The following is an 18300-nucleotide window of genomic DNA, read 5'->3' as shown; positions in this document are numbered from 1 at the left end:
AATCCGCATCATTAAGCTCAAGTCAATCAGCGTCAGCCAGCCAGTCAGCATCGACAAGTACTTCAACTTCTGCAAGTGCTCTGGCATCTACTTCAACAAGCACCTCTCTCTCAATGGCAAACATTGCAAGCCAAGGTCAATCCGCTTCAAGCAAGCCGAAACAAGCCTTGCCAAATACAGGAGCGTCGACTTCGGTAGCATCTGCTTTGTTGGGAGCATTGGCAGCTGTGACAGGTATCGGTCTTCTTGCAAAGAAGAGTCAGAATGACGATCAAGAAAGTCATTGATAAGATATAAAAATCAATGAATAAATAGTGAAATGGAAAACCTTTGAAAACATGATTTTTCAAAGGTTTTTTCTATATGTGAGAAGGGGGAAATCCTCTTTTGAGTTTGAAATAAACTAGGGGAAAAGGTATAATAGGAAGGTGAGATAATCATCGAAAAATCAGAATTATAGTAGTAGAAAAGTAGTCAAAAGAATGTGAAAAGAAAAGGGGACGAAATGAAAAAAGAGCTTCAAAAAGCCATTGTACTCGGTGGTGATAATGCTTATATGGACAAGATTGAAACAACAATCAAGTCAATCTGCGCCCATAACCGAGCAGTGACTTTTTATGTTTTCAATGATGATTTGCCATCAGAATGGTTTCAGCTCATGGAGAGACGTCTAGAGCCTCTAGCCTCAAAAATCGTCAATGTCAAGATTAGTCATCATGGCTTAAAAGAGTATCATCTTCCCTTGTCTCATCTAAGTTACGCGGCTTACTTTCGCTATTTTATTCCTCAGTATGTCAGCGAAGACCTAGCCTTGTACCTGGATTCGGATATCATCGTTAGATCAAACTTAGATCAACTCTTTTTAGAAGATATGGCGGACTGGCCAGTAGCTGCTGTCGCAGATGCTCTAGTTCCTAGCACTTTTAATTCTGGAGTCATGCTAATCAATGTCGCTCTCTGGCGTCAAGAAAAGGTGACGGAGCACTTGTTGAGCTTGACAGACCAACTGCATGACCAAGTTTTTGGTGATCAGGGCGTGTTGAATCACCTCTTTGAAGGTCGTTGGAAATCGTTGCCAGCTACCTATAATTTTATGGTTGGTATGGATACAGTGGCTCGAAATTACCAGATGGATTCTTGGTATAGGGATTCTCTTGCTACTGAGAAGACAGCCAAGATTATCCATTATACAGGGGACAAGCCTTGGTACCAAATCAACCTCAACCGTTTCAGGGAGGATTGGTGGTTTTACTACGGACTAGAGTGGTCTGATATCGTCATGAAAAAATGTGATTTCCATAAAGGATTGGCATCTTTAGTTCAAGCTCCTCAGTATGCGACCGCTATTTTTACCAATACGTGTCACATAGAGAGAATCGAACACCTGATCCAAGAATTGCCCGATGTTGAGTTCTCTATCCTAGCTCATACCAATTTTGCGCCGGAAATCATGAACTTGCAATCGCATCTGAATGTACGCCTCTATCCTTACTTTAATCCCATGAATGTCAAAAAAGTCTTAGAAAAGATTGACTTTTACTTGGATATCAATCATGAGGATGAAATTGCAAACATTATCCAAGAGGTACAGCAAAGAGAAATCCCTATATTTGCTTTTGAGACCACTAGTCATGACTCGAGTGGTTACAGTCACGTTTACTCACCAGCAGCCGTAGGTCAAATGATCGAGTCTATCCGCACGCTTTTGGAATCAAAGAAGCAGTCGTTGTGAACTGAAGGAAACTAAATGAAAAAAACAATTGTTCTCGCAGGAGATTATGCCTATATCCGCCAGATTGAAACAGCACTTAAGTCTCTCTGCTATCATAATAGCCGTATCAAGGTTTATATCTTTAATCAGGATATTCCCCAGGAATGGTTCCGTGCTCTCAGACCGATAGTAGAGCAAATGGGTGGTGAGTTAGTGGATGTCAAGATGCTTGGCGCCCAGTTTCAGATGAACTGGAGCAACAAACTGCCCCATATCAACCACATGACCTTTGCCCGTTATTTTATCCCTGATTTTGTTGAAGAGGACAAGGTTCTTTACTTGGACAGTGATTTGGTTGTGACGGCTGATTTGACGTCCCTCTTTGAAATGGACTTGGGAGAAAACTACCTGGCTGCTGCGCCATCTTGTTTTGGAGTTGGGGTTGGCTTTAATGCAGGTGTTCTCTTGATCAATAACAAAAAATGGCGGGCAGAAGCTGTGAGACAAGAGCTAGTTGAGTTGACAGAGCGGGAACACCAACATGTGAGTGAGGGAGACCAGTCCATCCTCAATATGCTCTTTCATGACAGCTATGCTCCTCTGGATCAGAACTATAATTTCCAGATTGGTTTTGACAGTGGGGCTGCCTCGCATGGACATGAGTTCATCTTCCAGATTCCCCTAGAGCCCCTGCCAGCCATCTTGCATTTCCTATCCCAAGACAAACCTTGGAACACTCATTCGGTTGGGCGTTTGCGTGAGGTTTGGTGGCACTATCATCTGATGGAGTGGTCTGCCATTAGTGAAAAATGGCGTCAGGCTGGAATTGACTATCCAGTCACAGTCTATCAGCCAGCTATGTCTTGTGTTAATTTGACCAACTCCTGGAATCTTGAGAAAATCGACTATCTGGTTCAAGCCCTACCAGAGGTGCATTTCTACATTGCAGCCTATACGACGATGGCACCGGAACTCATGCTCTTGTCACGTTTTGAAAATGTGACCCTCTATCCCAACACCTTCCCTCTCTTGGTCGAGAAACTGATCCAGCAGACAGATGTCTATCTCGATATTAACCACGATGACAAGTTGAGTGTCGTTTATGACTATATTTCACGCTTTGAGAAACCAATCTTGACCTTTGACAATACCCAGTCGCGGGAACTGCCTGAAAGTGCCTATGTGGGTATTTTCTCAGTAGAAAGACCGGAAGAAATGGTGGTTGCTTTAACGGCTTATCTGGCCGAGAAAACTCACGAAAACTGAGATAGAGATTTGAAGAGGCTAAGATAAAAAGGCTGGATTGGCCCCATGTGACAGGACAGAAAGATAAAAAAGAAAAGGAGGAGCCAGTGAAAGAATTTCGTTCATCGATAGCAGTAAAAAAAGGGATGCACACACTGTTTTTGCTCTTTATTTATGTGCTCGGGAGTCGTCTGGCTCTTCCTTTTGTTGATCTCAATAGTCGGGATTTTCTCGGAGGAAGCGCAGCCTATCTGGACTTTTCAGTAGCCCTGACTGGTGGAAATCTTCGCAGCCTCTCTCTCTTTTCCATCGGACTTTCACCTTGGATGTCAGCTATGATCTTGTGGCAGATGTTTTCCTTTTCAAAGAAGCTGGGCTTAAACTCGGTTTCTTCGGAAGTTCAGGATAGACGGAAAATGTACTTGACGTTAGGGATTGCCTTGATTCAGGCCTTGGCCTTGACTACAAACCTTCCTGTCCAAGCTTCCTACAATCCCTTCTTGGTCTTTCTCCTCAATACCAGCCTTTTGGTTGCGGGGACCTTCTTCTTGGTTTGGCTGTCTGACATCAATGCGTCTATCGGAGTTGGAGGCCCAATCGTTATTTTATTGGCAAGTATGGTTGCTTCACTCCCTCAGGACATCATCCAATCGGTCCAAGTTCATAAGATCTCTCCCTGGTTGCTTTTCCTATTGGTAGTGCTTGGTGTCCTCTTTACCTATCTAGTCGTTCTCTTTTACCGAGCGCGATACCGCATCCCTATCAATAAAATCGGACTTCATTCTCGCTTTAAACGCTATTCCTATCTGGAAATCATGCTCAATCCTGCTGGTGGCATGCCTTATATGTATGTGATGAGTCTCATGGGCTTGCCTTCTTATCTCTTGCTCTTGCTTCAACATCTGGACAAGGGTAATCCTCTCTACCCTGCCCTACTGGAGCAGTATGCGATGGGGAACCCCTTGTGGATTTACGCTTATATCCTTATCCTCTTTGTCTTTAGCATTGCCTTTGCCTTTGTCAATGTGAGTGGCCAACAAATCGCAGATCGGATGAAACAATCAGGAGATTACATCTACGGGGTCTATCCTGGTGAGGATACCAGTCGCTTTATCAATCGCTTGGTTCTACGATTTGCTCTGATAGGTGCAGTCTTTAACGTTACCTTGGCTGGACTTCCAATCTTGTTTGTCTTGAAGGATGAGAGTTTGTTAAAAGTCAGCATGATTCCCGGACTCTTTTTAATTTTGAGTGGCATGTTATTTACGATTCACGATGAACTGCAAGCGCTCAGACTAAATGAAAGGTATCGGCCACTATTCTAGGAGGTTTTGATGTATTACTTTATCCCAGCCTGGTATGGCAAGGAGCGTCCCTGGCATGCTGATTTGACACCTTGGTATTTTTCTCATTTTAAGCTAGAATTTGATGACACCTTCAATCAGATTCGCCTGATGCAACACCAAGGGATTCCTGCACAGATCCTCCTCATGTCCTATCAGCCTCATCTTCGCTATTTTCTCCATCGCCAAGGTATTTTAGAAGCACCGGTTTATTCCTTATTTGATGAATTGCAGGATTTTCATGAGATTCGACCTCAGGTCTTGCAACTAAGAGATATTGAGTGGGAAGAGGACTGCGACTTTGTTTACAGTCCCTTTACTATTCTGGTGCTGAAGGATGGCAAGCCCTATGCCCAGGTAGAGCATGGGATAGAAGGTTTTATCAGTACGATTCAGTATTTCAAGGAAGATGGGCTTTTGTCTGCCAATTACCTAATGGATGATCGGGGGCTGGTTTCCAGTGTGATTTACTACGAAGAGGGCCAGGCTCTCTACCAAGACTACCTCAATCCCAAGGGACTGTGGCAGTTTAGAGAGTACTTGCAAGATGGGGGGCGTATCGAGGTCAATCCTATCTTTGCTTTTCGCTTCCAAAAAGAGTCTTACCAAGATATGGGAGAATTGATTGCGGAGTTTTTTGACAAGAAAATAGCTCAACTCCCTGAGGAAGGAGCGACCTATTTTCTGCCTGCATGTGATCAACACAATGCCTTCCTTTTAGAACGATTGCCTCACCAAACCACCAAGGTTCTCAGTCTTTTTATCGGACGAAATCCTCAAGAACAATTACCGCAACTGGCAGGTCTGCTGGATAAGGTGGACCTTGTTCTGGTCGACAGAGAGGACACCTTGCGCTTGGTTCAGTCTGTTTTTTCAGAACAAGCAACGAAATTTCGTCATTTATCGCCTTTTGATACCCGCTTGGAGCTGGGAAAGAGCCAGACTCGGAAGGAGTCGCTCCTCTACTATCAACTGGACTTTGAGCAGGGGATAGAGGACCAAGCTCTCTATCAGGTCTTGCGTTTCCTTTCTGAAAACAAGGATACGGAGCTGATCTTTGGAGCCTTTGCTGCTAATCAAGAAGAAATGAAGCAGCTGGAAACACGAGTTGCTAAGATGGTCTCAGATCAGTTTCAAGACCAGGAACTGGAGAAGGAAGTTGATTACCAAGGAGCTGAAAATCCACTTGAGGACAATCGCCATCAGAGCAAGCGCTATTCGTTTGTCAATATGAAGGATGAATCGGAGTTAATCAAGCAACTGGAATTTGTTCGTTTGATTGTCGATTTGAACAGGCAGCCTCTCCTCTATACCCAGATAGCGGGGATTAGTGCCGGTATCCCTCAAATCAATAGGGTCAAAACTGAGTATGTCAGCCATCAGAAGAATGGCTATCTGTTGGAAAACACTGCTGATTTTGCGCAAGCGGCCCATTACTATCTCGATAGCCTGCAGGTGTGGAATGATGCTCTGATCCATTCCATTGAAAAGATAAAGGAACACACTGGCGAGCAATTTCTGATTAAACTAGAGAAGTGGTTGGAGGAGGTGACTCATGGAAAAGAAGTATAAGATCTTGCAAATCGGTCCAGAGGATTGGCGAGATACACTTGCCCTACCAGCCCAACTTGACTGGTATCATGTTCCTCCCAACACACCGTCTGCTATCCAGAAAATCATGGATGAGAATGACTTGGAGCAATTTCATGCTGTCATTCTCACGGATGGGGCCTATCTAGTAGATTTGCTGCCTGTTACATCTAGCTTAGAACCCTATACGGTTTTCTATCCAGAACAGTTTGCAAGTCAGGATCAAGATCTTCAAAATCTCATCAAACAGCACTGCATGCAAGCGATGGACCTGTCAGACCGACAGGGCTTTGTTCGAGACCTTTCCACCTCCCTCTTTGAAGGCGGTTATGGAGACAAGCTGAGTCCAGCTACGATACGGATTCACCCGAGTTTTCAAGGCTCTGTCTCCTATCAAGGGTTTGAGCATCTGGAGTTAGAAGGAGACTTTGGGAAGGTCTATACCCAGCTGGTCTCTTGGGCCTATAATCAGACTGTCCAAGCCCATTCGCCAATCGAACTCTGGCTCGAATATGAAAAAACTGGACCCGTGGAATTGCGCCTGCGTTTGCGAAAGATCCCAGCAGGATCCGTTTCAGAGATTAGACAGGACATTCTCCTTGAGGAAGCAGACTTTGCCTCAGCAATCATAGTGGAGCAAGACTATGATGCTTATCTGAGCATTTCTCTTGAAGCGCGTGGCCAGGGAAAGGTCAACATCGGCAATCTCCACCAACGCTGGAGCCGGAAACAGTTTGGAAAGTTTGTTCTCGGAGGCAATATCCTGCATGACAAAAAACGTGAGGAAATCAACTATTTCTTTCACCCGGGGGATTTCAAGCCACCTCTAGCAGTCTATTTCTCAGGTTACCGTCCGGCAGAAGGTTTTGAGGGTTACTGGATGATGAAGAATCTCCAATGCCCCTTTCTCCTCTTTTCGGATCCCCGATTAGAAGGGGGAGCCTTTTACCTAGGAACTGAGGAATTAGAAGATAAAATTCAAGCAACCATCCAACATTATCTAGACTATCTAGGCTTGGATAGAAGTGACTTGATCCTATCTGGGCTGTCAATGGGAACCTTCCCTGCCCTCTACTACGGAGCCTACTTTGAACCCAAGGGAATCGTAGTCGGAAAACCCTTGACCAATCTAGGAACCATTGCACAGCGGGGACGGCTAGAGGCGCCAGGAGTCTTTCCAACTAGCTTTGATGTCTTGCACCTTCAGACTGGAGGAGTGAGTCAGAAAGACATGAAGGACTTGGATCAACGTTTTTGGACCCGATTTGAAAAAGCTGATTTTTCCCAGACGATCGTTGGTCTTTCTTACATGAAGGACGAGGATATGGATAGTGGTGCCTACGACCAGCTAGTGGAGACTCTTTGCCAGACAGGTGCCAAGATCTTGTCGAAAGGGACAGCAGGTCGACACAATGATGATACAGGAACAAATGTTGCCTGGTTTATTCATTTTTACAAGATGATACTAGAAGAATACGGAAGAGGTGAGACATGATTATCATCAAGAGAGAGGATATTAGGTGGGGCGAGATGGGAGCCACTTATCTTTATGGTAGCCAGATCACCTATCATGCAGACGGTCATGTTACCCTGAAAAATCCTTTGCTGGCTTCAGGTGAAACCCTTAAAACCTGGTTTTCCAGTGTCAACTACCAGGCTACTAGAAGTCAGCCTAGCCTCCCTCTTCTTAAGAAAAATCACACCTACCGTCTATCTATGAAGATGCAGGTTCAACCAGCCAATGGTCTCTATCTCAAACTGACCTTTTTAAACCGTTATGAGGAAATCATCGAGGAGAAGATTGAAAGGCAATTTTTCTTTAGCTTCACCTATCCTGAAGGGGCCTACACCTATCGCCTTTCCTTGATTAGTGCAGGATTTGAGGCTCTTGATTTTGTTTCGTTTTCTATTGAGGAGGATGCTGGTGTTTAATCGTTTGTATCAAGAAAGACAACTGAGAAAGGTCAAGAAGCTTTTAAGCCAAATCAACGCCCTCAAAGAAGAGATGGCAGCTCTCAGTGATGGGGAAATGGCTGCAAAGACAGAGGAGTTTCGCCAGCGCCTTGCCCAGGGAGAAACCGTGGATGAGCTATTGGTAGAAGCCTATGCCCTTGTCCGTGAGGTCGATAAACGGGTCTTGGGTCTCTTTCCCTATGATGTGCAGGTCATGGGAGCCATTGTGATCCACCAAGGAAATGTGGCAGAGATGAATACGGGTGAAGGCAAGACCTTGACTGCAACTATGCCTCTCTATCTCAATGCCCTAACGGGAAAAGGCAGCATGCTAGTCACGACTAATGACTATCTGGCTAGACGGGACGCAAGTGAAATGGGCCCAGTCTACCAATTTTTAGGTTTAACTGTCGGACTGCCCTTTTCAGATGATCCAAAAGAGGACTTGACTGCCGAAGAGAAAAGAAAGATCTATGCCTCAGATATCGTCTACACGACCAATAGTGTACTGGGCTTTGACTATCTCAATGACAATATTGCCTCCACTCGTGAAGGGAAATTCCTGCCTCTCTTTAACTATGTTATCATCGATGAGATCGATGGCATTCTACTCGATAGTGCCCAAACTCCCTTGATTATCGCAGGTTCTCCCCGTGTCCAGTCTAACTATTATGGGATGATTGATACCCTAGTGACGACCTTGGTCAAGGGGGAAGACTACATCTACAAGGAAGAAAAAGACCAGGTTTGGTTAACCCGAAAGGGGGCCCAGACGGTTGAAGCTTTCTTAGGAATTGATCATCTCTACAAGGAAGAGTACGCCAGTTATGTTCGGCATCTAGTCTATGCTCTCAGAGCTCATACGCTCTTTACCAAGGACAAGGACTACCTGGTTCGAGGGCAAGAAATGGTCTTGTTAGACAAGGGAACAGGTCGCCTGATGGAAATGACCAAACTTCAAGGAGGTCTCCATCAAGCCATCGAAGCCAAGGAACATGTGAAGCTCTCTCCTGAAACCAGAGCCATGGCTTCAATCACCTACCAGAGTCTCTTTAAAATGTTTCGCAAAATCTCAGGTATGACAGGAACGGGAAAGGTGGCAGAGAAAGAATTTTTCGAAACCTACCATATGGCTGTCATTCGCATCCCGACCAATCGCCCACTTAGGCGGATTGACCATCCGGACAATCTCTATGTGACCCTCCCTGAGAAAGTCTATGCCTCTCTGGAAGCAATCAAGACCTACCACGCCAAAGGCAATCCACTCCTGATCTTTGTCGGATCTGTAGAAATGTCCCAGCTTTATTCGTCCTTGCTCTTGCGAGAGGGGATTTCCCACAATGTCCTCAATGCCAATCATGCGGCGCGTGAAGCCCAGATCATTGCAGAGTCTGGACAGATGGGGGCAGTGACAGTTGCGACTTCTATGGCAGGTCGAGGGACAGATATCAAACTCGGTCCAGGAGTCGCAGAATTGGGCGGTTTGATTGTGATTGGTACCGAGCGGATGGAGAGCCGACGGATTGACCTGCAAATCAGAGGTCGTTCTGGCCGCCAGGGTGATCCAGGCATGTCTCAATTTTTCGTGTCGCTTGAAGATGATGTGATCAAAAAGTTCGGGCCGTCTTGGGTTCACGACCTGTATCAAAACTACCAAGTGGAAGATATTAGCAACCCCATACTACTCAAGGCTCGCAAGTACCGCAATCTCGTCAGAAAAGCCCAAGAGGCTAGTGATAGTGCCAGTCGTTCAGCACGCAGACAAACCTTAGAGTATGCGGAAAGCGTCAATATTCAGCGTCAGATGGTCTACCAAGAAAGAGATCGTTTGCTGGATGGGAGCCGTGATTTGGAGCATATCCTTGAGGATATACTGGCAGACTATACCAAACGAATCTCAGAAAAAGCCTATAGCAGCCCCCAAGAACTCTTTCACTTTATCGTGACCAATATTAGCTTTGGGATGAGAGAATCACCAGCTGATTTGGATTTAGCTGATGCAGATCAGATTCGGGAGTTACTAGAGGAAATAATAGCCAAGGAAATCGCAGCTAAAAAGGAAGTCCTCCAATCTCACCAGCTCTATGATTCTTTTCTGAGAATATCCATGCTCAAGGCTATTGATGACAACTGGGTTGAGCAAGTCGACTACCTGCAACAGCTCAGTCTAGCAATCGGGAGCCAGTCTGCTTCTCAAAAGAACCCTATCGTGGAGTACTATCAGGAGGCCTATGCCGGTTTTGAAACCATGAAGCAACAAATCCGTACAGATATGGTACGCAATCTTCTCATGGGGATTGTGGAAGTAACGCCCAAAGGTGAGATTCTCACCCATTTTCCATAAAAAGAGGATCATATGACAATTTACAATATAAATCTAGGGATCGGTTGGGCGAGCAGTGGTGTCGAATATGCCCAGGCTTACCGAGCAGGGATTTTTAGAAGTTTAGACCTAGCATCTAAGTTTATCTTTACCGACTTGATTTTAGCAGACAATATCCAGCACTTAACGGCCAATATCGGCTTTGCGGATGACCAGGTAATCTGGCTTTACAATCATTTTACAGATATCAGGCTAGCACCGACCAGTGTTACAGTTGACGATGTCTTGGCTTCTTTTGGTGGCCTTGAGAGTCATAGAGAGCAGGATGGCAAAGTCTTGCGCGTCTACTTTTCAGATGAGGATAAGTTTGTGACCTGCTACTTGGTAGACTCGGCTAAGAATCTAGTACAACATGCAGAGTATGTATTTGGGGGGAACTTGATTCGCAAGGATTATTTCTCCTACACACGCTACTGTACAGAATATTTCGCGCCCAAAGACCAAGTGGCTAGGCTCTATCAACGAACCTTTTTCAATGAAGATGGTAGCACTGCTTACGATATCTTACTGACTGAAGGACAGGAAGAGGTCTATCGATTTAAAGACCGGATTCTGTACGGAAAGCCAGCCCTTATGCGCTATTTTATGCAAAGTTTGAACTTGAGCAAGTCTGATTTGGTCATCTTGGACAGGGAAACAGGGATTGGTCAGGCTGTTTTTGAAGAAGCACAAAAGGCCCATCTAGCAGTTGTCGTTCACGCAGAGCACTATAGTGAAAATGCTGGCAACGAAGACTATCTCCTCTGGAATAACTATTATGAGTATCAGTTTACAAATGCGGACAAGGTCGATTGTTTTATCGTGTCTACGGATCGGCAGAAGGAAGTTCTCGAAGGTCAATTTGCCCAGTACAGTCAGCATCGTCCACGAATCGTCACGATTCCAGTTGGGAGCATTGATCAGTTGATGGAGCCTGCTAGGGAACGAAAGCCCTTTTCTCTCATTACCGCTTCGCGTCTGGCCAAGGAAAAACACATCGACTGGCTTGTCAAGGCGGTTATCCAGGCGCATCAAGTCCTTCCAGAGCTTACCTTTGACATTTATGGCAGTGGGGGTGAGGAGTCCCTTTTAAGGGAAATCATCATGGCTCACCAAGCGGAGAACTATATCCAGCTCAAAGGGCATGCAGACCTGGCTCAGATCTATCCCCAGTACGAAGTCTATCTGACAGCCTCAACCAGTGAAGGCTTTGGTCTGACCTTGATGGAGGCAGTTGGTTCAGGCTTGCCCCTGATTGGTTTTGATGTGCCTTATGGAAACCAGACCTTTATCCAGGACGGTCAAAATGGTTACTTGATCCCAAGTTCGGATGACCATGTTGAAATGGCGATTAAAAGGGCCTTCGCAGAAAAGATCTGCCAGCTCTATCAGGAAAATCATTTGCCAGCTATGCAAACAGCATCTTATGACCTAGCGAGAGAATTTTTAACAGATAAAGTAAGGGACAAGTGGAAGAAAACGATAGAGGAGGTCCTGCATGATTCAACTATTTGATCGATATGGCCAGGAAAGTCGAGATTTACATGAAAGTCTAGAAGTTGCTGGTCTGTCCCATGTCACAGTTGTGATCGAGCCAGATGACTTTCTCCCAGATGGGATTCTTTCTCCCTTTACCTACTATCTAGGTTATGAGTCGGGAAAAGCTCTTTATTTCAATCAAGTAGTCGTACCTGAATTTTGGGAGATTGCGGGCAATAACCAGTCTGCGCATATCCTAGAGGATTCTCGGGATAGGGGCGTGATTCACTATGTGGAGGCTCCTCAGGCTCGTTTGGTCAAGCAAGTCGACTGGAAGGACCTATCCGGTCGCATCTACCAAGCAGACCACTATAACCGATACGGAGCCTGCTTTGCCAAGACCACCTATAGTGCAGATGGGCAGGCTATCCTAACAAAGTACCAGGATGCGAAGGGACAGGAAATTGTCCTAGAAAACCATGTGACAGGCGATATCCTCCTAACCTTGCCCAGACAAGGTCTGCGCCATTTTAAAAATCGAGTGGAGTTTACGATCTTCTTTTTGCAAGATTTAGGAATCGACACTCGCCACCTTCTCTTTAATACTCTCGCCACCTCTTTCTTGGTCTCATACCATTATCCAGACAAGAGCGGACAGGATATCTTAATCTGGCAAGAACCGCTAGATGATTGTCTTCCTGGAAATATGCAGCTACTCTTGGAGCAAGAGGGGATGAGAGCCAAGCAGATCCTCATACCAGATAAAGCTACCTATGAACAGGCCTTGACCTTGACCAATCCTGCCTATCATGACAAGTTTGTCCATCTAGGTTATCATTATCAGTTCAAAAGAGAAAATTTCGTTCGACCAGATGCCTTGATCGTTACCAACTCAGATCAGATCGAGCATATCGAAACCCTGATTGAGTCCTTGCCAATGGTGACCTTCCGAATCGCGGCAGTGACTGAAATGTCGTCCAAGTTGCTGACCTTGCTTTCCTATCCCAATGTCGTTCTCTATCAAAACGCCAGTCCGCAAAAGATTCGAGAACTATTTCAGCTGTCGGATCTCTATCTAGACATCAATTACGGAAACGAGCTTTTGGAAGCTGTCCGTCAAGCCTTCGAGCACAATATGCTTATCCTAGCCTTTGATCAGACAGCTCATAACAGATCTTACACAGCTCCAGAACACCTCTTTAATGTGCAGGCTGTTGGAGATATGATTGCGAAGATTCAAGAAGATCTCAGCAGTCTTGACAAGATGGGCCGAGCCCTTGGACATCAAGGTCGTCATGCCAACTATGTGGACTTGGCTACTTACCAAGAGAGGATGGAAAGGATAATAGGGGAAGGACATGACTAAAAAAGATTTATTTTACAAGGATGTCGAGGGGCGAATGGAAGAGTTAAAGCAAGGAGCGCTTAAGAAAGAAAAGCCTACCCGAGGAGAAAAGATCAGTAAAACCTTCTCCATTTTACTCGGCTTGCTCATCCTTCTTACCCTGATCTTTACATTATTAGGAATCTTGAGGTGAAATTGATGGAAGTTTTGATGATTGTAGGAATAATCCTAGCCGTCGCCTTGATTGTCCTGGTTCTCATCCAACCTCGCCAAAGCCAACTCTTTTCCATGGATGCGACCAGCAATATCGGAAAACCAGGCTACTGGCAGAACAACCGCTTGGTAAAAATTGTAACCCTCTTGATTAGCCTAGCCTTGTTTGTCTTGCTTCTCGTTTTTATGATGGTAACCTATCAGTAAGAAGCGGAACCATTCACAGATAAAGGATACTAGAGACGGGGAAAATACATCTAAACCGGAGGAACATATGGAAAAACAGATTAATGAGAAAATTATCGAAATTGTGCATCAAGCTAACGATATGATTCCAGTTGAGTGGGATGATCTTTATATCAATTTTGAAGTAGATAGAACTTTGAGTGGGGGAATTAACTTTTTCTTTAGATATAATAGAGAGTACCATTATTTCTTTTACATTCCTCGAGATTTTGGTGTCTCTAAGTCGGAATTTTTTGATGAATATGATAAATTATTTGAACAGGCTCAGGAATTAAAAAAAGTATTCATAGATAATGAATTGAGTGATTGGTCGGCAGGGTTAATTCATGTGGATGAAAATAACAAGCTATCAGTGGACTTTGACTATACTCCATGGCTCGAAAGTGATTTTGGCCCAAGTGCTAGAACCTCTTTTTTCCAATATAAATACTTAGGAAAACAACCAGCTAATGAAAAAGAACTAGAACAGTTCAAAGCCATGGAAGACTTTCAGCAAAAATATAACGAAAACTAGTTTCATGGATAAACGGCCACCCTCGAGGTGGTCTTTTATGGTATACTGGGAGTGTAGAGCCAGTAAATTTGGTGATAACTTAGCATCGGTCAGAAAGCAAGCAAGAAATTTCCAAAAAAGTATTGAGATAAAAGGAGAATGGGGATGGGAAACAAACTGTTAATGCCAGGAATGTCGTTCGGTCACGTTAGTTCAGTAGTGCTTGAAGATTTAAAAAGGGGCTTACTTTCAGTAAATGATGAGAGAGAATGTGTATTGCTGATTGCTGAAATCTTAAAAAAGGGAGATTTTACAGTAAAAAACTTGCTGATTGACTTGATGAACCAGACAAAAGATGAAGCCGTGCTCAATCTTTGTATTCGATTGTTTTGTTCAGTTTGTACACATGATGATTTAAAAAAGGTTGAAAATTTTCATTTTTTAAGTTCGGCTTCAGAATTTGCGGTATTTACTTTTGTCGCTGGCGCTGTGGAAACAATGTCCTATGAAGTCGTTCCTTACCTTCTTACTCTGTGGGAGGAGTGGGAAGATACAGAAACCGATGTGGAGTACGCTATTCAAGATGCTTTGGATAGCTTTCTCAACTATCGTTTAATTATAGAGGAAAATGCAAGATTAGAAGAAGTTGGAAGTTTATATTTTGATGTAATAAAGAACAAGAACTTAGATTGCTATTATTACAAAACTCTTCAGGTTTTTCCTGGTGTGTTTACACAAGAAATTATGACTGCTCTATACATCGCTGCTCAAAAAGAACAGAAATACCATCTTTATCTTCAGGCATCCCTTCTGTCTATTTACACAGGCAAGCAGGTCCCAGTGGATACCAATACTCTTATTTCAAAAAATGAAATTGATTTGATGGTTCGTTATATTGATGACTTATCAGACAAAGACTGGACGGAAGGTATGAAATATTTTTACGGCCATCCAGTTGAGGAACTTGTAAAATAATGAAATGGACGATTGATAACAAAGGATACCTTCATGGTGGTCTTTTATTGTTTTCCAAACGCTAGTCCATAGGGTTTATGGTATACTGGGATTATAGAGTCAGTTAATTTGGTGATAATCTGGCAGAGGTATCATCAAACTCTAACGCCTTTTGTGAGAATTTCCATAAGAGTGTAGTGAAACTGAAAGATAACATAGCTCATGCTGGAGCAAACTTTAAGAGGAGAATCAAATGAAATACGATAAAATTAAAATTGCACAGGAAATAGCCAGAGCTGTAGGGGGAGTTCCTCAAGCCTATACATTTAGAAATCACGATAACAAATTAGATTTATTTATTGGAGAGAATCGTCCGGACGATGATTTAACAACTGCAGCAACAATCGGTTTATCAGAATATACCATTTATCGTCGAATAAATGATAAGCCTTTAAGAGTTGAAATCATTGGAGCAGCTGATGCAGAGCTGGAATATTTTCCAAATATTATAGCAGATTGTGGTTTTAATATCGTGAGGGGAGAGTACAGTATCTCTCCAGGTGCAGTCTATCCGAATATTATTAGAAATTACTATCCTAATGCGAAAGTAAATCATATATTTTTCACTCAGCCTTTCTTGTGGGAATTGGAGTCTTTTGATTTTGATGAAGAGTATGTTACGTGGCTACAAGCTATCCCTATTACAGAAGCTGAGCTTCAATTTATAGAAAAGCATGGAGCCGAAGTAGGAGCGCAGAAGTTGGAAGCATTGTTTGAAGAGCATCAGATAGATGTTTATGATTTTATGAGGCCTTCTGTAGTGTAATCAATTTTTTATCTTTTTTCAGGAGCAGGAGTAGAAACCTGCTTTTTTAAAACTCTTCAATATCCGTTGTAAGCCCGATCTTCCTTTCAGCTGATGTGCGAATTCCGTCATTGATGTAATCTACTACATATCTGATGGGAATGAGGCACGCAATTTGATAGAGTAGCTCTCCGAAAGGAGCTGGTAGTTACGATGAACACTCTATGGATTTGGATTTTTGCCTTACAATTTATTAGGTCAAAAAATTTTTTGCTCTAACCACCTTCGAGGTGGTCTTTTTGCAGTTTATCAAGGAGTGGGATATAGGGTTTATGATATACTAGGATTGTAGTGGAATAATGATAGAATCAATTGGAGGAAAATATGGAACAACAGATTAATGAAAAAATTATCGAAATCGTGCATCAAGTTAATGATATGATTCCAGTTGAGTGGGATGATTTGTATATCAACTTTGAAGTAGATAGAACTTTGAGTGGAGAAATTTATTTCTTCTTTAAATACAATGGAAAGTACCATTATTTCTTTTATATTCCTCAAGAATTTGGTATCTCTAAATCGGAATTTTTTGACGAATATCGTTTACTATTTAAAAAAGCTCAGGAATTAAAAAAAGTATTCATGGATCATGAATTGAGTGATTGGTCAGCGGGGTTGATTCATTTGGATGAAAATAACAAGTTATCGGTAGACTTCGATTATGCACCATGGCTTGAAAGTGACTTTGGACCAAGTGCTAGAACTTCTTTTTTTCAATATAAATATTTAGGTAACCAGCCAAGAAATGAAAAAGAACTAGAGCAGTTCAAGGCCATGGAAGCTTTCCAAAGAGAGCATAATCAAAAGTAGAGTAAGCTTGATTACATTTTGAAGAATGTGATTTTTTGAGCCTTGCTGTTATCGTGAAATGGAGGATAAAATGTTAGAAAACTTTGTTAAAGTGGCAGATATGCCACAAGAAGTGATTGAAAAATACCAGAATCAAGTTCCAGCTGAGTTGGTTCAAATTTGGCAGGAGGATGGTCTAGGAACTTTTTTAGACGGTTATCTAAAAGTCATTAATCCAGATGACTATCTTGAGCTTCTCCAAGATAGTTATTTCAGAGGAGACATTGCTTTTCCTATGTTCGTAACAGCATTTGGAGATATTATTACTTGGGAAAAGAATACCTATGTGGGAATTGTCCAATACAATATTCAGGATTTAGATATTATGATTAAGCGTATGGATCGTTTCATAGAGTATGTTGATGATAAAGATTTCAAAGATGATTATTTTGATATCCCACTCTATAAAAAAGCTGTTGCCAAACATGGTCAATTAGCCTACGATGAGTGTTTCGGTTTCGTTCCACTTTTGGCATTAGGAGGCTTTAAAGATGTAGACCACATGGATAAGGTAAAAGTCTTGGAGCACATTTACCTCATGTACCAGCTTACAGGCGGTGTGATGGACGACTAGGAGTTGCTATTTCTTTTTTGAGAATAGTACGAGAGGGAGAAATTTTCCTCCAAATGCAAAACACAAGAACCTCAGAGGAAGTCCTCTGAGGTTCTTTGCGTTCTAGTTTCCATATTTCTGGTAAAAATCGACCTTGACCTGGATAAAGGTTTCGGCTTCGCGTAGTAGTTGCAGGAGGGTGGCACGGGTTTCAAACTCCTGACGTGTTTTAGGGAGACTCCGATTGCGGAAAACTTGCAGATAGCGTTCGATGTCATCAAGTAGGTCATGAGCAGGATTGGTCTGGCTTAGCTGGGCAGCAATCTTTGAAAAGAGCTGGGCCAAGATCAAACTCTCACTTGCGGCCAGATGACAGGTATTGATCTGCTGGGCCATATTTCGCAGGATGCGACTTTGTCGCTGTCTCATCTCAAAGTAGTGGATGTGATAGTCCGTCTGGTGAAAGAGGTGGTCCGAGTGATCCAGGTAGACTAGTTTGAGGGCATCATCGAGGAGCTTGTCTAATTGGTCAACGAGTTGGGCTTGATTGCGTCCGTCTCCTCTTGACAGATAGTATTTAAAGCGAAGCAAGATGTCTTTTAACTTTTCTTCGACCTGAAGGTGGTAGCTTTGGATGGCTTTCTCACGAGAGGGCATATAAAGGTTGACCAACAGAGCAAAGCTTGTCCCGATGAGAAAGAGGAGCACTTCATTAAGCAAGAGATCTGGGGAAGTAGACTCCTGTACCAAGAGATGACCGACCAAGACACTGCTAGGGGTGATGCCGATTTCCCAGCCCATTTTGTAAGCAAGAGGGACATAGAGAGCCAGGTAGAGGCCCAGACTCCAGATGTGAAAGCCCGTCAGCTGAAAGGCTATAACACCGATAGCGAGCGCTAGGAGCATGGAAAAGAGGCGGTTACGTGCTAATTTCAGCGTGCTTCTGCGCGTGTCGGAGAGGCTTAAGAGAGCGATGATTCCAGCTGAAACTGCTGATGATAAATCTAAAAAATAAGCGAGAAAACAAGCGAGACAGGTCGCTAAGATCAGTTTTGTCGTGCGTTGAGTGAGGGACATGAAAATTTCCTAAACTAATAGA

At 43.4% G+C, this 18300-nt stretch carries 18 protein-coding genes; 17 read left to right on the top strand and 1 reads right to left on the bottom strand.

Features of this window, described 5'->3' with window-relative positions; translation table 11 throughout:
• From SORDD15_RS10540 to SORDD15_RS05545, 17 genes are all read left to right on the top strand, one after another.
• Positions 1-287 (top strand): LPXTG cell wall anchor domain-containing protein (locus SORDD15_RS10540; RefSeq protein ID WP_231097635.1); only part of this gene is annotated, 287 nt, incomplete at its 5' end.
• Between the two features lie 218 nt (positions 288-505).
• Positions 506-1732 (top strand): glycosyltransferase, encoded by a 1227-nt coding sequence (locus SORDD15_RS05620; RefSeq protein WP_061415342.1) that lies wholly within the window; start codon positions 506-508, stop codon positions 1730-1732.
• A 15-nt stretch (positions 1733-1747) separates the two neighbouring features.
• Positions 1748-2977 (top strand): glycosyltransferase, encoded by a 1230-nt coding sequence (locus SORDD15_RS05615; RefSeq protein WP_061415339.1) that lies wholly within the window; start codon positions 1748-1750, stop codon positions 2975-2977.
• An 86-nt stretch (positions 2978-3063) separates the two neighbouring features.
• Complete coding sequence (secY2, locus tag SORDD15_RS05610) at positions 3064-4281, top strand: accessory Sec system protein translocase subunit SecY2 (protein ID WP_061415705.1); 1218 nt, start codon at positions 3064-3066, stop codon at positions 4279-4281.
• A 9-nt stretch (positions 4282-4290) separates the two neighbouring features.
• A complete protein-coding gene (gene asp1, locus SORDD15_RS05605) occupies positions 4291-5871 on the top strand; it encodes an accessory Sec system protein Asp1 (protein ID WP_061415336.1) in 1581 nt (526 codons plus the stop codon).
• On the top strand, positions 5855-7384 hold the full coding sequence (gene asp2 / locus SORDD15_RS05600) for an accessory Sec system protein Asp2 (protein WP_061415333.1): 1530 nt from the start codon (positions 5855-5857) through the stop codon (positions 7382-7384). The genes asp1 and asp2 overlap by 17 nt, the downstream gene beginning before the upstream one ends.
• Entirely contained in the window at positions 7381-7821 is a 441-nt protein-coding gene (asp3, locus tag SORDD15_RS05595) for an accessory Sec system protein Asp3 (RefSeq protein ID WP_061415330.1), read from the top strand. The genes asp2 and asp3 overlap by 4 nt, the downstream gene beginning before the upstream one ends.
• Positions 7814-10186 (top strand): accessory Sec system translocase SecA2, encoded by a 2373-nt coding sequence (gene secA2, locus SORDD15_RS05590; protein WP_061415326.1) that lies wholly within the window; start codon positions 7814-7816, stop codon positions 10184-10186. The genes asp3 and secA2 overlap by 8 nt, the downstream gene beginning before the upstream one ends.
• Positions 10187-10198: 12 nt before the next feature.
• Positions 10199-11719, top strand: a complete 1521-nt coding sequence (gtfA, locus tag SORDD15_RS05585) for an accessory Sec system glycosyltransferase GtfA (RefSeq protein ID WP_061415323.1) — start codon at positions 10199-10201, stop codon at positions 11717-11719.
• Positions 11703-13049: an accessory Sec system glycosylation chaperone GtfB gene (gtfB, locus tag SORDD15_RS05580; RefSeq protein ID WP_061415319.1), complete on the top strand. Its 1347-nt coding sequence runs from the start codon at positions 11703-11705 to the stop codon at positions 13047-13049. Before gtfA ends, gtfB begins: the two co-directional genes overlap by 17 nt.
• Positions 13042-13221 (top strand): accessory Sec system protein Asp4, encoded by a 180-nt coding sequence (asp4, locus tag SORDD15_RS05575; protein WP_000161925.1) that lies wholly within the window; start codon positions 13042-13044, stop codon positions 13219-13221. Before gtfB ends, asp4 begins: the two co-directional genes overlap by 8 nt.
• 5 nt (positions 13222-13226) lie before the next feature.
• Positions 13227-13448, top strand: coding sequence for an accessory Sec system protein Asp5 (gene asp5, locus SORDD15_RS05570; RefSeq protein WP_080976137.1), 222 nt, complete (start codon positions 13227-13229; stop codon positions 13446-13448).
• 67 nt (positions 13449-13515) lie between these two features.
• Entirely contained in the window at positions 13516-14001 is a 486-nt protein-coding gene (locus SORDD15_RS05565; protein WP_061415315.1) for a TIGR01741 family protein, read from the top strand.
• 144 nt (positions 14002-14145) lie between these two features.
• Positions 14146-14955 carry an Imm47 family immunity protein gene (imm47, locus tag SORDD15_RS05560; protein ID WP_061415310.1) on the top strand — a complete coding sequence of 270 codons (810 nt, stop codon included), beginning with the start codon at positions 14146-14148 and terminating at the stop codon, positions 14953-14955.
• A 232-nt stretch (positions 14956-15187) separates the two neighbouring features.
• Entirely contained in the window at positions 15188-15760 is a 573-nt protein-coding gene (locus SORDD15_RS05555; protein WP_061415307.1) for a suppressor of fused domain protein, read from the top strand.
• A 363-nt stretch (positions 15761-16123) separates the two neighbouring features.
• Entirely contained in the window at positions 16124-16609 is a 486-nt protein-coding gene (locus tag SORDD15_RS05550; RefSeq protein WP_061415304.1) for an immunity protein YezG family protein, read from the top strand.
• A gap of 70 nt (positions 16610-16679) precedes the next feature.
• Positions 16680-17222, top strand: a complete 543-nt coding sequence (locus SORDD15_RS05545; protein WP_061415300.1) for a T6SS immunity protein Tdi1 domain-containing protein — start codon at positions 16680-16682, stop codon at positions 17220-17222.
• A 102-nt stretch (positions 17223-17324) separates the two neighbouring features.
• Here SORDD15_RS05545 and SORDD15_RS05540 read toward each other — a convergent pair whose 3' ends face one another.
• On the bottom strand, positions 17325-18278 hold the full coding sequence (locus SORDD15_RS05540) for an aromatic acid exporter family protein (protein WP_061415298.1): 954 nt from the start codon (positions 18276-18278) through the stop codon (positions 17325-17327).
• Positions 18279-18300: the final 22 nt, after the last annotated feature.

It is taken from the genome of Streptococcus oralis (genome assembly GCF_001578935.1).
Taxonomy (GTDB): domain Bacteria; phylum Bacillota; class Bacilli; order Lactobacillales; family Streptococcaceae; genus Streptococcus; species Streptococcus oralis_R.
This window is presented reverse-complemented; position numbering and strand designations above follow the sequence as displayed.